The following is a 12,933-nucleotide window of genomic DNA, read 5'->3' as shown; positions in this document are numbered from 1 at the left end:
ATTCCCCTCTCGCTACCTGCAACGATGCAGGTCGACGGTCAGTTCCTGTTTATTTCGAAAGAATCCCGCGGAGCGGCGATCACAGCCGCACGGAGGGCATGCCGGACGGTGTTCCCGGCCGCCTTTTCCGATGCACCATGCACCCAGTTCCGGCTCTCCTCTCGCGCTCCGGTCCGTCGTTCATCCCTTCCTTCCCGAGTTACGGCTCCGTACACGACTGTTCTCACTCCGGTTCGCTCCGCCGTCGCCTCCCGGACGGCCCGCGCCGCCTCCGCGAGGCTGGCGCCGGTCGTGATCAGGTCGTCGACCAGCACGACATCTCCCGTGCCGAGCAGCCGGCCGCCGCCCGCCGTCACCTCCAGCGCGCCCGCGAGGTTGGCGAGGCGCCGCCGCGCGTCCAGCCCGGCCTGGTCCGCCACCGGCCGCCGCTGGCGCAGCACGGCCGCCACCCTGGCCGGCGTGCCGGTGCGCCGCAGCTCACCGGCGGCCGCGAGCGCCATCCGCCGCACCGGATCGTGCCCACGCGCCCGCACCGCCCACCGGGCCGACGGGACGGGGACGAGCAGCACGGCCCCGGCGCCCCCGGCAGCGGCACGGCCCGGGACACCGGCGCCGCTCCCGCCGAGCCCCGCCCGCACGGCCCCCGCCAGTGCCGTGCCCAGCGCTCCCGCGAGGGCCAGCGCGCCCCGCTCCTTGTGCGCGAGAAGCAGTGCGCGCACCTCCTCCGCGTACGCCGCCGCCGCGTGCACCACCGGCAGGCCGGCCGGCTCCGGAACCGGCCGCACCCGCCGCGGCGCGCGTCCGTACAGCGCGGCCCGGCAGCGCGGGCAGAGCGCCGTACGAGGTGCTCCGCAGCCCGCGCAGTCGGCCGGCAACACCAGGTCGGTGAAGTCCTGCCACCACCCCCGCATGGGCACCACTGTGCCAACGCCGCAGCGCCCCGGCCACCCCTGTGGACAACGTCCTGTGGACAACGCGCGAAAACGCGTACCGCCCCTCACCCGTACAGGGAAGGGGCGGTGCGCGGCGGAGGACTCAGCCCGGATAGACCGGCGCCGTGCCGTCCTTGTCGATCTTCTGCCACTGCGACCCGGACGGCAGCCGTACGATCCCGTCCTCCGAGCAGGCCACCAGCGGCACCCGCTCGTCCTCGGACGCGGCGATCGACTTCACCCCGGTGAGCGCGCCCGGCGCCGGCCCGTCGAGCGTGGAGCCGTCGACCTGGACGTACCGCATCTGCAGCACGCCGCCCTGCTCCCGGCCGACGACGAGCAGCCTGCTGTCCCCAGCCCACGACAGTGCGCTGACCTGCTCCAGGTCGGGCGCGGCGGAGCGCAGTTCGACCACCGCCGTGCCCTGCCCGGAGCCGTCGTCGCGCTGGATCCGGCCGATCAGCAGAGACTGCTTGCCGTCCTTCTCCACCACCAGCGCGATCCGCACCCCGTCGGCGGCGACCCGCACGTCCCTGATCCGTCCGGACAGGTCCGGGACGGCGACCTGAGCCGGTTTGGCGGCGCCCTGTTCGAGGACGTACAGCCGGGAACGGCTTGGGTCGCGGTCGGCCACCCACAGATCGCCGCGGGCGTCCCAGCTCGGCGTGGTCAGCCGGTCGTCCTTGCTCGGGCCCTCGCTGGTGACCAGCGCGTCCCCGAGCGAACCGCCCGAGGCCAGCGAGGTCACGTACAGCGATCTGCCCTGGTCGCCGACGGCCGCCGCGCTGTGCTCGTCCCGCGACACCGCCACCGACTCCAGGACCTTGCCGCCCTCGCCCAGCGGCCCCGGCACCGGTACCGCGCCGGTGGTCGTGGCCGGGGGTCCCGCGGGCATCCGCACCAGCCGGTGCTTGGCGTCGAGGTAGTACAGGTTCTCCGGGCTCTTGGCCGACCCGTGCCAGGCGGTGGCCTCGGCGCGCTCCTCGCTCAGCTCGCACAGCCGGTGGCCGCCGACGCCCTGCAGCTCGACCGACTCCAGCGTCGGCGCCAGGTTCCGCAGGGTGAACAGCACCTGCGTCGCCATCTCCGTGCACTTGGTCGCCGCGACCTGCGACACCTTCAGGTTCAGCGGCACGGTCAGCTTGTTCTGGTCGTCCGGAGCCAGCCCCGACACGCCCTTCTGCAGGGCCGTACCCGTCGGGAAGCTCGACCTGACGACCGGCCCCAGCCAGTGGGTGGGGCCGAACACCAGCGAGCGGACCATCTGCGTCATCGGGTCCACCTTGCTGCGCACGAACACCGGATCGGCGACGGCCACCGGCTCCTTCGTCGACCCGACGGCCGTGTCGGAGGCGAAGTAGTACTTGTCCACCGACGTGTAGTTGCGCTGGAAGTCCGACTTGCCCATGACGACGCCGTCGGGCAGCTCGTCGATGCGCCACTGGCCGTTCTTGGGGTCCCGGGTGAGGTGGACCTTCTTGCGGTAGGAGCCGGCGGCGGGCTCGTACGCCTGCTGCGCGTCCACGGTCGCGACCCTGCTGCCCGCGAGGACGCAGGTGACGCTGCTGGTGTGCTCCGAGCCCGGGCCCGGCCTGCAGTCCGGCTCGATGCTCGGCCCGTTGGCGAGGACCGTGGTGGACTGCTCGGGCCGCCACGAGTGCGCCGCCGCCGTCGTCAGGTACTTGCGGGCCGTGTCGTACGCCGGATCGTCGCTGGTCAGCGCCTCCAGGAAGCCCTGCATGATCTCGGCGGGACCGGCGCCCTCGGCCGGCGGCATGGCGAACACCCGCACCCCGGTGTCCTGCCGCGGCGTGGACTCCACGTTCCGCAGATCCCCGCTGTCGGGCATCGAGGCGCACCCGGCCAGCAGTACGGTCCCCAAGGCGGCCCATGTCACCGCGCGTCCCGGACTGAGCCGGGCGCCCCCCTCGCGGTCAGCGCCCACGAAATGCCTCCCCTGGCTCGGTCGACTCCTCCGCCTCGGCCGCTTCGCCCCGGCCCGGCCCCGGGTCCGCGGCCGGAGCGGCGGCGGGCCTGTCCTCGGTGCGCCGTTGACCACCGGTGGGCCGGGGCACCACGCGCGCGCCGTTGCCGTTGCCGGGCAGCGCGGCCGGGTCGGCGGCGGGAGCGGGCCGCGGCGCGATCGGGTCGCGCGGCGGCAGCGCGGACGACTGGGCGCCGCCCTTCTGCACCGGAACGGTCGCCCGCTTCTCCTCGCCCCCGCCGGACAGCCCGGCCTCGTCGAGGCCGCGGTTGCGGCGCGAGTCCTTGGGCTCCAGCGGTATGGGCGAGCCCCGCAGCGGCTCGTCCGCGGTCCTGGGCAGCGTCAGCCGGAACTGGGAACCGCCGCCCGGCTCGCCCCACGCCTGCAGCCAGCCGCCGTGCAGCCGCGCGTCCTCCAGGGCGATCGACAGCCCGAGGCCCGTGCCGCCGGTGGTACGCGCGCGTGCCGGATCCGCCCGCCAGAAGCGGCTGAAGACACGGGTCGCCTCGCCCGGCTTGAGCCCGACGCCGTAGTCGCGCACCGCGACCGCCACCGCGCCGCCCGCCGCGGCGAGCTTGACGACGACGTCCTTGCCCTCGCCGTGCTCGACGGCGTTGACCACGAGGTTGCGCAGCACGCGCTCCACCCGCCGGGCGTCGGCCTCGGCGACGACAGGCTGCTGGTCACCGACCACGCGTATGCGCGTGCCCTTGCGCTCGGCGAGCGGCTCGGCGCCGCTGACCACGCGCCGGACGACGTCCCTGAGGTCTATCGGCTCGGCCTCCAGCGCCGCCGCGCCCGCGTCGAACCGGCTGATCTCCAGCAGGTCCGCGAGCAGCGACTCGAACCGGTCCAGCTGGTCGGCGAGCAGCTCGGCCGACCGCGCGGTCACCGGGTCGAAGTCCTCGCGCGCCTCATGGATGACGTCGGCGGCCATCCGGACCGTCGTCAGCGGGGTGCGCAGCTCGTGCGACACGTCCGACACGAACCGGCGCTGCATCCGCGACAGGTCCTCCAGCTGCTGGATCTTCACCTGGAGGTTCTGCGCCATCTTGTTGAAGGCCTCACCCAGACGGGCGATGTCGTCCTCGCCGGTGACCTTCATCCGCTCCTGCAGCCGCCCCGCGGACAGCCGCTCCGCGATCCCGGCCGCCATCCGCACCGGCGTGACGACCTGGCGCACCACCAGCCAGGCGATCGCCCCGAGCAGGACGACCACGAACAGCCCGGCCGTGGCGAGCGTGCCCTTGACCAGGCTGAGGGACTTCTCCTCCTGGGTGAGCGGGAACAGGTAGTACAGCTCGTACGGCCGCCCGTTGGGGTCGCTGACCTGCTTGCCGATGACCAGCGCCGGCTGCGAGTCCTTGCCGTTGGAGTAGACGATCCTGGTGTAGCTCTGGGCGGCGGTCGTGCCGCTGTTGACCCGCTCGCGCAGGTCGTCGGGGATGCTGGAGGTCGGGTTGACGTTCCCGGAGCCGCGCGGGCTGCGGCCGCCGCCGCTGTCGTCGCCCACGGGCAGCGTGACGACGTCGAAGGCGCCCGCGCCACCGCTGGACAGCGACTCCACCAGGTCGCTCATCCACTGGATGACGTTCTGCGACTGCCGGCCGTCCGCGGTCGCCGTGCCGTCGGCGGTGCCGCTTCCCGCGGCCGCCCCGGTCCCGGCCCCGCCGGCCGCCTCGTCGGCCTTCTGCTTGGCCACCGCGAAGCCGCCCGTGGCCTGGCTCTGCGAGGCCTTCACCTTCGCGTCCAGCAGGCCGTTGCGCACCTGCCCGATCACCACGAAGCCCAGCAGCAGCACGACGCCCAGGGACATCACCAGGGTGGTGGCGACCACCCGCAGCTGGATGTTGCGCCGCCACAGCCGCATCACGGGCAGCAGCGGACGGCGCACCCAGCGCAGGAACAGCCTGATGACCGGGCTGCCCTGGACCCCGCCCTCGAGCAGCCCGCCGTCGAAAAAGGTCCTCAAACGCGTACCCGCCGCCCGGCCGACAGTCCGCCCCGGCCGAGTCCCGGACCGGCCGGGAGCCGAAGCGGCACTGTCCCGGGACATGTCAGCTCGGCCCTGCCTTGTAACCGACACCACGGACGGTCACCACGATCTCCGGCCGCTCCGGGTCCTTCTCGACCTTCGAGCGCAGCCGCTGGACATGCACGTTGACGAGCCGCGTGTCCGCGGCGTGCCGGTAGCCCCACACCTGCTCGAGCAGCACCTCGCGGGTGAACACCTGCCACGGCTTGCGGGCGAGCGCGACCAGCAGGTCGAACTCCAGCGGGGTCAGCGCGATCGACTGCCCGTCCCGCTTCACCGAGTGCCCGGCCACGTCGATGACCAGGTCACCGATGGTCAGCTGCTCCGGTGCCGGCTCCTCGGACCTGCGCAGCCGCGCACGGATCCGGGCGACCAGCTCCTTGGGCTTGAACGGCTTGACGATGTAGTCGTCGGCGCCGGACTCCAGGCCCACGACCACGTCGACGGTGTCGCTCTTGGCCGTGAGCATCACGATCGGCACCCCGGACTCGGCCCGGATCAGCCGGCACACCTCGATGCCGTCCCGTCCGGGCAGCATCAGGTCCAGCAGCACCAGATCGGGCTTGGTCTCGCGGAACGCGGCCAGCGCCTTGTCGCCGTCGGCTACGAAAGACGGCTCAAAACCTTCACCACGCAGCACGATGCCGAGCATCTCGGCCAGTGCGGTGTCGTCGTCGACGACAAGGACTCGTCCCTTCATAAACGACATCATCCCATTCTCATAACAGTGACAGGTGCCCTGGTGAGGGAGGTCACTGGCCGGTGACCTTAGTCGTACCGGGCCGTCACTGTCTGCCCCCGGTCCGCCGGCACCGATGCCGGTGCCGGCTGCCGGCGCCCCGCGGTCCGGGCGTGTCGGCGATCCCCGGCGGCCGGTCAGCCGGCCGCAACCTGCCGGGACCTCGCGCACAGTTCCGCCAGAGCCTCGGCCGTCACCGGTGAGACCACGCCCTCCTCGGTGACGATGGCCGTCACCAGCTCGGGCGGCGTCACGTCGAACGCGGGGTTGTACGCCTGCGTCCCCAGGGGCGCCACCGGAATCCCGCCTCCCGCTCCCGCCGCCGCCACCTGCGGCGCCGTGATCTCCGTGACCTCGAAACCGGGCCGCTGCTCGACCTCGATGGACGCCCCGTCCGGGGTGTCCGGATCGACCGTGGTCACGGGCGCCACCACGATGAACGGCACATGGTGGTACCGCGCCAGCACCGCGAGCGGATAACTCCCCACCTTGTTCGCCACCGAGCCGTCGGCCGCGATCCGGTCCGCCCCGATCAGTACCGCGTCCACCTCCCCCGCCGCGAGCAGCGAGCCCGCCGCGTTGTCGGTGAGCAGGGTGTACGCCATACCGCTGCGGGCCGCTTCGTACGCCGTCAGGCGCGCGCCCTGCAGCAGCGGACGCGTCTCGTCCACCCACAGACGCCGCAGCTGCCCCTGCCGGTGCGCCGCGAGAGCCACCGCGAAGGCCGTGCCTTCCCCGCCCGACACCAGCGAACCGCTGTTGCAGTGGGTGAGGATCCGGTGCCCGCCGCCCGGCAGCAACTCGTCCAGCAGCGCCAGCCCGTGCGCCGCCATCCGCCGGCTCGCCTCGGCGTCCTCCTGGTGCAGCGCCCGCGCCGCGGCCAGCGCCGCCGTCGCCGCCTCGGTGGGATCGCCGGTCCGCGCCAGCGCCGCCTCGTGCGCGGCCCGGGCCCGGCGCACGCCGACGGACAGGTTCACCGCCGTGGGCCGTGCCCCCTCGAGCTGGCGGGCCGCCTCGGCCACGTCGAAGCCGCGCGCGGCGGCGAGCGCGACGCCGTACGCCCCCGCGATGCCCAGCAAGGGCGCCCCGCGCACGGCCAGCGAACGGATCGCCTCCACCAGCGCCGACGCGTCCGTGCACACCAGCTCGACCTCCTCGGCCGGCAGCCGTGTCTGATCGAGAAGGACCAGCACGGGGCCTTCGGGCGGTTCCTCCCATCGGATCGCAGGTATCTCGGTCGGCCGCTTGTCACCGTCGGTTCGCGCCTGCTGATCAGCCATGCCGTCAGTCTGCCCCGGATCCTGCGAACAATTGAAGGCATCCAGCCCCCACCGCGGCCGGTCCGCCGATGACCACCCCATGGCACGATGGCTGCCAACCTGCCGCCGCGACCGCGGACGGGCACCGAGAAGGAGCTTCGATGACAGACACTCCGGGCTGGGCCTCGCCCGGAACCGCCCCGTCGAACGAGGGGCGGGAACCCGGCACGTCCGGTCCCGCCGAGCCTGCCGACCGCCCCGGCGACACCGCCCCCGCACCCCAGCCGGACCCGCATGCGCAGGGCCCGGGTGTGAAGTGGTCCAAGGAGCAGCCGCCGCCCGGCCAGTGGTCCGCGCCCACCGGTGCCCCCAGCCCTCAGCAGGCCCCGCCTCCCCCGCCGCCCGGCCCGGGCTGGGCCGGACCACACGGCCAGGCAGGCCACGGCGCCGGCCAGGCGGGCCCGCAGGGCGGCTACGGCGGCCCACCCCCCGGCTACGGCGGCTACCCCGGTTACGGCACCCCCGGCTACGGAGCCTGGGGCGGCGGCTGGGGCGGCCCCCCGCCCGCGGCCAAGCCCGGCGTCATCCCGCTGCGCCCGCTCGCCGTCGGTGAGATCCTCGACGGCGCCGTCTCCACCATGCGCACCCACTGGCGCACGGTGCTCGGCATCTCGCTGGCGGTCGCCCTCCTCCTCGACACCAGCACCGTCCTGCTGCAGGGCCTCGTCCTGAACGACACCGCCGTCCAGTCGACCCTCAACGACCCCGGCGCCAGCCCCGACGAGGCGTTCCGCGCCCTGCGCGAGACGATGATCGGCACCGGGATCGTCTCGGTGATCCGCGCGGTCGCCGTCATCATCGCCACCGCCCTGCTCACCACCATCACCAGCCGAGCCGTCCTCGGCAGACCGGTCGGCGCCGGCGAGGCCTGGCGCGAGTCCCGGCCGCAGATTCCGCGACTGTTCGGCCTGCTCATCCTCCTGGCCCTGATCTTCACCGGCATCGCCGTCGGCGGCGCGCTGCCCGGCATCGCCCTGTTGGTCGCCGGCAGCACCGCCGGCGGAGCCGCCCTGCTCGTCCTGGGCTTCCTCGCCGCCGCCGTCGTCGTGGTCTGGCTGGGCATCCGCTTCTACCTGGCCGCGCCCGCCCTGATGCTGGAACGGCAGGGCGTGGTGAAGTCCATGCGGCGGTCCGCGAAGCTCGTCCGCGGCTCCTGGTGGCGCACCTTCGGCATCGTGCTGCTCACCGTGCTCCTCACCTTCATGGTCTCGGCGGTCATCACCATGCCGTTCACCGCCTTCGGGGCCGCCGTCAGCGGCGACGGCATGAACAGCCTGCTCAACACCGGCGCCGGCCACACCAGCTGGGCCACCCTGATCATCCAGGGCGTCGGCGCCCTGATCGGCACCACGCTCACCCTCCCGATCAGCGCGGGCGTCACCGTGCTCCTCTACATCGACCAGCGCATCCGGCGCGAGGCCCTCGACCTCGAACTGGCCCGCGCCGCCGGCGTCCAGGGCACCGCCGGACCCGGCGCCGTCCCGGGGAGCTGATGCGGTGAGTCCCACGGGGGGAGTGCTCACGGCGGCGGGCCCGGCCGGCGCCGACGGCGGGGCCGTACGCGGCCTGCTGCGCGCGGCGCACGCCGCCCTCGGCGCGGCCGGCGGCCCGTCTCCCGGTCCGCCGGTGACCCTCCCGCGCGATCCCGCGCGGGAGGCGGCCCGCCGGGAGCTGTCCAAGCGGATGTACCACGAGAACGATCCGGGGCTGTTCCAGCGTGCGCTGGACGCGTTCTGGGACTGGCTCGACCGGCTGTTCGGGTCGGCCGCCTCGGCGACTCCCGGCGGCACGGTAGGCCTGATCGTCGTCATCCTGTTCGTCGTGGCCGTCGTCGCCGCCCTGTGGTGGCGCCTGGGCACACCGCGCCGGCAGCCCTCCTCCACCGCCGCCGCCCTGTTCGACGACCGTCCCCGCAGCGCCGCCGAACACCGCGCGACCGCCGAGGCGCACGCGGCCCAGGGTCACTGGAACCAGGCCGTGCAGGAACGCATGCGGGCCATCGTCCGCTCTCTGGAGGAACGCACCCTGCTCGACGTCCGCCCGGGCCGCACCGCCGACGAAGCGGCCGCCGAAGCCGGCGGGACCCTGCCCGCACACACCGACCGGCTGCGCGCCGCGGCCCGTGAGTTCGACGCCGTGACATACGGCGGACGCAGGGCCACCGAGCAGTCGTACCACCGCATCACCGAACTCGACCGCGACCTGGAACGCACCAGGCCCGCCCACAGCACCGCCGACACGGCCCACAGCACCCGCCAGGGGGCCGCCCAGTGACCGCAGAGGCCACGCTGCCGACGACCTCCACCGCGCCCACCGTCCGCCAGGTGTGGACCCGCCAGCGAGGCATCGCGCTCGCCGCCGCACTCATCCTCGCGGCGGCCGTCGTCATGGCGGTCGTCCGCTCCACCGACCGGCACGGCGAACTCGACCCGCGCTCCGCCGACCCCTACGGCAGCCGCGCCGTCGCCCAACTCCTCGCCGACCGGGGCATCTCCACACGCGTGGTCACCACACTGGGCGCCGCACGCGCCGCCGCGGGACCGGACACCACCCTGCTCGTCGCCGTACCCGACCTGCTGACCGCGCGCCAGCAGGACCGGCTGCACCAGGCCACGGCCCACTCCGGCGGACGCACCGTTCTCGTCGCGCCCGGCGGCCCGTCCGTCGAGCGACTCGTCCCCGGAGTCACCGCGGACCCCGCCACGAGCACGAACACCACGCTGGCCCCCGGTTGCGCCCTGCCCGAGGCCCGGCGCGCGGGCAGCGCCGACACCGGCGGCATCCGCTACTCCACCACCCACCTGGACGCCGACGCCTGCTACCCCAGCGCCCGCCTCGCCACCCTGCTGCGCGTCCCCGAGACATCCGGGAGCGGCGACACCGTCGTACTCGGCGCGCCCGACGTCCTCCTCAACGACCGCCTCGACAAGCAGGGCAACGCCTCGCTCGCCCTTCAACTCCTCGGCTCCCGCCCCCATCTGGTCTGGTACCTCCCCTCGCTCTCCGATGCCTCGGCCACCGGCGACGGCGACCGCAAGACCTTCTTCGACCTCATCCCGTCGGGCTGGCTCTGGGGCACCCTGCAGCTGTTCATCGCGGCAGCCCTGGCCGCCTTCTGGCGGGCACGCCGCTTCGGCCCGCTCGTGCCCGAGAAACTCCCCGTCGCGATCCGCGCCTCCGAGACCACCGAAGGCCGCGCCCGCCTCTACCGCAAGGCCGACGCCCGCGACCGCGCCGCCGCCGCTCTTCGCTCCGCCACCCGCATCCGCCTCGCCCCCCTCGTCGGCGTCCCGGTCGCCCAGGCGCACTCCCCCGAGGCCCTGCTCCCCGCCCTGTCCGCCCACCTCACCGGTGGCCAACAGGCCCTGCACTCCCTCCTCTTCGGACCGCCGCCCGGCGACGACGCGGCCCTCATCGCACTCACCGACCAACTCGACGCCCTCGAAAGAGAGGTACGCCGTCCATGATGGACCCGACCACTGACAACGCCGGGAACACCGGGGAAGCGGGCACCGCCCGGGCCTCCCTGGAAGCCCTGCGCGCCGAGATCGCCAAAGCCGTGGTCGGCCAGGACCCCGCCGTGACCGGCCTCGTCGTCGCCCTTCTGTGCCGCGGACACGTCCTCCTCGAAGGAGTCCCCGGAGTCGCCAAGACGCTGCTGGTCCGCGCCCTCGCATCCGCCCTCGAACTCGACACCAAACGCGTCCAGTTCACCCCCGACCTGATGCCGAGCGACGTCACCGGCTCCCTCGTCTACGACACCCGCACCGCCGCGTTCTCCTTCCAGGAAGGCCCGGTCTTCACCAACCTCCTCCTCGCGGACGAAATCAACCGCACGCCGCCGAAGACCCAGTCCTCCCTGCTCGAAGCCATGGAGGAACGCCAGGTCACGGTCGACGGCACCCCCCGCCCGCTCCCCGAACCGTTCCTGGTCGCGGCCACCCAGAACCCGGTCGAGTACGAGGGCACCTACCCCCTCCCCGAAGCCCAACTCGACCGGTTCCTGCTCAAACTGACGATCCCTCTGCCCTCCCGGCAGGACGAGATCGATGTCCTCACCCGCCACGCCTCGGGCTTCAACCCGCGCGACCTGCGCGCCGCCGGCGTACGCCCCGTCGCGAACGCCGCCGATCTCGAGGCAGCCCGCGCCGCCGTCGCCAAGACGACGGTCTCCCCGGAGATCACCGCCTACGTCGTCGACATCTGCCGCGCCACCCGCGAGTCGCCCTCCCTCACCCTCGGCGTCTCCCCCCGCGGAGCCACCGCCCTGCTGGCCACCTCGCGCGCCTGGGCCTGGCTCACGGGCCGCGACTACGTCATCCCCGACGACGTCAAGGCCCTCGCCCTGCCCACCCTGCGCCACCGGGTCCAGCTGCGCCCCGAGGCCGAGATGGAAGGCGTGACGGCGGACTCCGTCATCAACGCCGTCCTCGCCAACGTCCCGGTCCCCCGCTGATGGCACTCACCGGACGCGCCGCTCTCCTCGCGGCCCTCGGCTCCCTGCCCGTCGGCATCCTGGACCCCGGCTGGACGGGCCTCCTCGCGGTCAACGGCTCCCTGGCCCTCGCCTGCGCCTGCGACTACGCACTCGCCGCCCCCGTACGCCGGCTCGTCCTGTCCAGGTCCGGCGACACCACCACCCGTCTCGGCGACACCGCCGACGTCACACTCACGATCACCAACCCGTCCAAGCGTCTGCTGCGGGCCCGCCTTAGGGATGCCTGGCCGCCCAGCAGCTGGCAGCCCGGCACCGAGATCGCTGCCTGCCGTCACCGGCTGACCGTCCCCCCGGGCGAACGCCGGCGTGTGACGACGAGGCTGCGGCCCACCCGCCGCGGCGACCGCCAGGCCGACCGGGTGACGGTCCGCTCCTACGGCCCCCTCGGCCTGTTCTCCCGCCAGGGCGCCCACACCCTGCCGTGGTCGGTACGGGTTCTGCCCCCCTTCACCAGCCGAAAGCACCTTCCGTCGAAACTCGCCCGACTGCGCGAACTCGACGGCCGCACCAGCGTGCTGACACGCGGCGAGGGAACGGAGTTCGACAGCCTCCGGGAGTACGTCCCCGGCGACGACACCCGTTCGATCGACTGGCGCGCCACCGCCCGCCACTCCAGCGTGGCCGTCCGCACCTGGCGCCCGGAGCGGGACCGGCACATCCTCCTTGTCCTCGACACGGGTCGCACCTCGGCCGGCCGTGTGGGCGACGCGCCACGCCTGGACGCCTCGATGGACTCCGCACTCCTCCTCGCGGCCCTGGCGTCCCGCGCCGGCGACCGCGTGGCCCTCCTGGCCTACGACCGCCGAGTGCGCGCCCTGGTGCAGGGCCGCTCCGCGGGAGACGTACTGCCCGGCCTGGTGAACGCGATGGCGACGCTGGAACCGGAACTCGTCGAGACGGACGCACGCGGCCTGAGCGCGGCGGCTCTGCGTACGGCCCCTCGCCGCTCCCTGATCGTCCTGCTCACGACGCTCGACGCCGCGCCGGTGGAGCAGGGCCTGCTCCCGGTGCTTCCACAGCTCACTCAGCGGCACACCCTTCTGGTGGCCTCGGTGGCCGATCCGCACATCGCAGGCATGGCTGAGGCACGCGGCAGCGCTGAGGCGGTGTACGAGGCCGCAGCGGCCGCTCAGGCCCAGGAGGAACGCCGACGCACCGCCGAGCAGCTACGACGGCACGGGGTGACCGTTGTGGACGCGACACCGGAGGATCTGGCGCCGGCACTGGCGGATGCGTATCTCGCGCTGAAGGCGGCGGGCCGGCTCTGAGCGGCGCCGGTCCAGCGGGCCTTCGGGGAAGGTGGGCCCTGCAGTAACAACGGTCCTGGAAATGCAGAAAGGCCCACGCCGTGTGGCGTGGGCCTTTCCCAAGAATTGTTCGGCGGCGTCCTACTCTCCCACAGGGTCCCCCCTGCAGTACCATCGGC

General features: G+C 73.7%; 10 protein-coding genes. 5 read left to right on the top strand and 5 right to left on the bottom strand.

Translation table 11 applies throughout. The annotated features are described in order from the left end of the window. Nucleotides 1–38 precede the first annotated feature (38 nt). The 5 genes from ACGFZN_RS36900 to mtnA form a co-directional block, all read right to left on the bottom strand. On the bottom strand, nucleotides 39–911 hold the full coding sequence (locus ACGFZN_RS36900; protein ID WP_393862845.1) for a ComF family protein: 873 nt from the start codon (nucleotides 909–911) through the stop codon (nucleotides 39–41). A 124-nt stretch (nucleotides 912–1,035) separates the two neighbouring features. Then, a complete protein-coding gene (locus tag ACGFZN_RS36895; protein WP_393862844.1) occupies nucleotides 1,036–2,877 on the bottom strand; it encodes an LpqB family beta-propeller domain-containing protein in 1,842 nt (613 codons plus the stop codon). Beyond that, on the bottom strand, nucleotides 2,867–4,972 hold the full coding sequence (mtrB, locus tag ACGFZN_RS36890) for an MtrAB system histidine kinase MtrB (RefSeq protein ID WP_393862843.1): 2,106 nt from the start codon (nucleotides 4,970–4,972) through the stop codon (nucleotides 2,867–2,869). The genes ACGFZN_RS36895 and mtrB overlap by 11 nt, the downstream gene beginning before the upstream one ends. 1 nt (nucleotide 4,973) lies before the next feature. After that, entirely contained in the window at nucleotides 4,974–5,663 is a 690-nt protein-coding gene (gene mtrA, locus ACGFZN_RS36885; protein WP_191870552.1) for a two-component system response regulator MtrA, read from the bottom strand. A 164-nt stretch (nucleotides 5,664–5,827) separates the two neighbouring features. Then, on the bottom strand, nucleotides 5,828–6,970 hold the full coding sequence (gene mtnA / locus ACGFZN_RS36880) for an S-methyl-5-thioribose-1-phosphate isomerase (RefSeq protein ID WP_393862842.1): 1,143 nt from the start codon (nucleotides 6,968–6,970) through the stop codon (nucleotides 5,828–5,830). 140 nt (nucleotides 6,971–7,110) lie between these two features. Here mtnA and ACGFZN_RS36875 point away from each other — a divergent pair, with 140 nt between their 5' ends. Genes ACGFZN_RS36875 through ACGFZN_RS36855 form a run of 5 tightly spaced genes read left to right on the top strand, consistent with a single transcriptional unit; the run spans nucleotide 7,111 to nucleotide 12,775 of the window. Then, nucleotides 7,111–8,502, top strand: a complete 1,392-nt coding sequence (locus ACGFZN_RS36875; RefSeq protein WP_393862841.1) for a glycerophosphoryl diester phosphodiesterase membrane domain-containing protein — start codon at nucleotides 7,111–7,113, stop codon at nucleotides 8,500–8,502. Nucleotides 8,503–8,506: 4 nt separating this feature from the next. Next, nucleotides 8,507–9,283, top strand: a complete 777-nt coding sequence (locus ACGFZN_RS36870) for a DUF4129 domain-containing protein (RefSeq protein ID WP_393862840.1) — start codon at nucleotides 8,507–8,509, stop codon at nucleotides 9,281–9,283. Further along, nucleotides 9,280–10,476 carry a DUF4350 domain-containing protein gene (locus ACGFZN_RS36865; RefSeq protein ID WP_393862839.1) on the top strand — a complete coding sequence of 399 codons (1,197 nt, stop codon included), beginning with the start codon at nucleotides 9,280–9,282 and terminating at the stop codon, nucleotides 10,474–10,476. Before ACGFZN_RS36870 ends, ACGFZN_RS36865 begins: the two co-directional genes overlap by 4 nt. Next, nucleotides 10,476–11,465 (top strand): AAA family ATPase, encoded by a 990-nt coding sequence (locus ACGFZN_RS36860; RefSeq protein ID WP_393862920.1) that lies wholly within the window; start codon nucleotides 10,476–10,478, stop codon nucleotides 11,463–11,465. Before ACGFZN_RS36865 ends, ACGFZN_RS36860 begins: the two co-directional genes overlap by 1 nt. Beyond that, the gene (locus ACGFZN_RS36855) at nucleotides 11,465–12,775 is read left to right on the top strand and encodes a DUF58 domain-containing protein (RefSeq protein WP_393862838.1); all 1,311 of its coding nucleotides are present in this window, start codon (nucleotides 11,465–11,467) and stop codon (nucleotides 12,773–12,775) included. The genes ACGFZN_RS36860 and ACGFZN_RS36855 overlap by 1 nt, the downstream gene beginning before the upstream one ends. The last annotated feature ends 158 nt before the right edge of the window (nucleotides 12,776–12,933 follow it).

It is taken from the genome of Streptomyces sp. NPDC048192 (assembly GCF_043202415.1).
GTDB lineage: Bacteria > Actinomycetota > Actinomycetes > Streptomycetales > Streptomycetaceae > Streptomyces.
Note: the sequence above shows the minus strand (reverse complement) of the source record. Positions and strands in the feature narration are given on the sequence as shown.

Coding starts and splice junctions, on each gene's coding strand:
- ACGFZN_RS36900 (WP_393862845.1), bottom strand. CDS start 911: ATGCGGGGGTGGTGGCAGGACTTCACCGACCTGGTGTTGCCGGCCGAC.
- mtrB (WP_393862843.1), bottom strand. CDS start 4,972: ATGTCCCGGGACAGTGCCGCTTCGGCTCCCGGCCGGTCCGGGACTCGG.
- mtrA (WP_191870552.1), bottom strand. CDS start 5,663: ATGATGTCGTTTATGAAGGGACGAGTCCTTGTCGTCGACGACGACACC.
- mtnA (WP_393862842.1), bottom strand. CDS start 6,970: ATGGCTGATCAGCAGGCGCGAACCGACGGTGACAAGCGGCCGACCGAG.
- ACGFZN_RS36875 (WP_393862841.1), top strand. CDS start 7,111: ATGACAGACACTCCGGGCTGGGCCTCGCCCGGAACCGCCCCGTCGAAC.
- ACGFZN_RS36860 (WP_393862920.1), top strand. CDS start 10,476: ATGGACCCGACCACTGACAACGCCGGGAACACCGGGGAAGCGGGCACC.
- ACGFZN_RS36855 (WP_393862838.1), top strand. CDS start 11,465: ATGGCACTCACCGGACGCGCCGCTCTCCTCGCGGCCCTCGGCTCCCTG.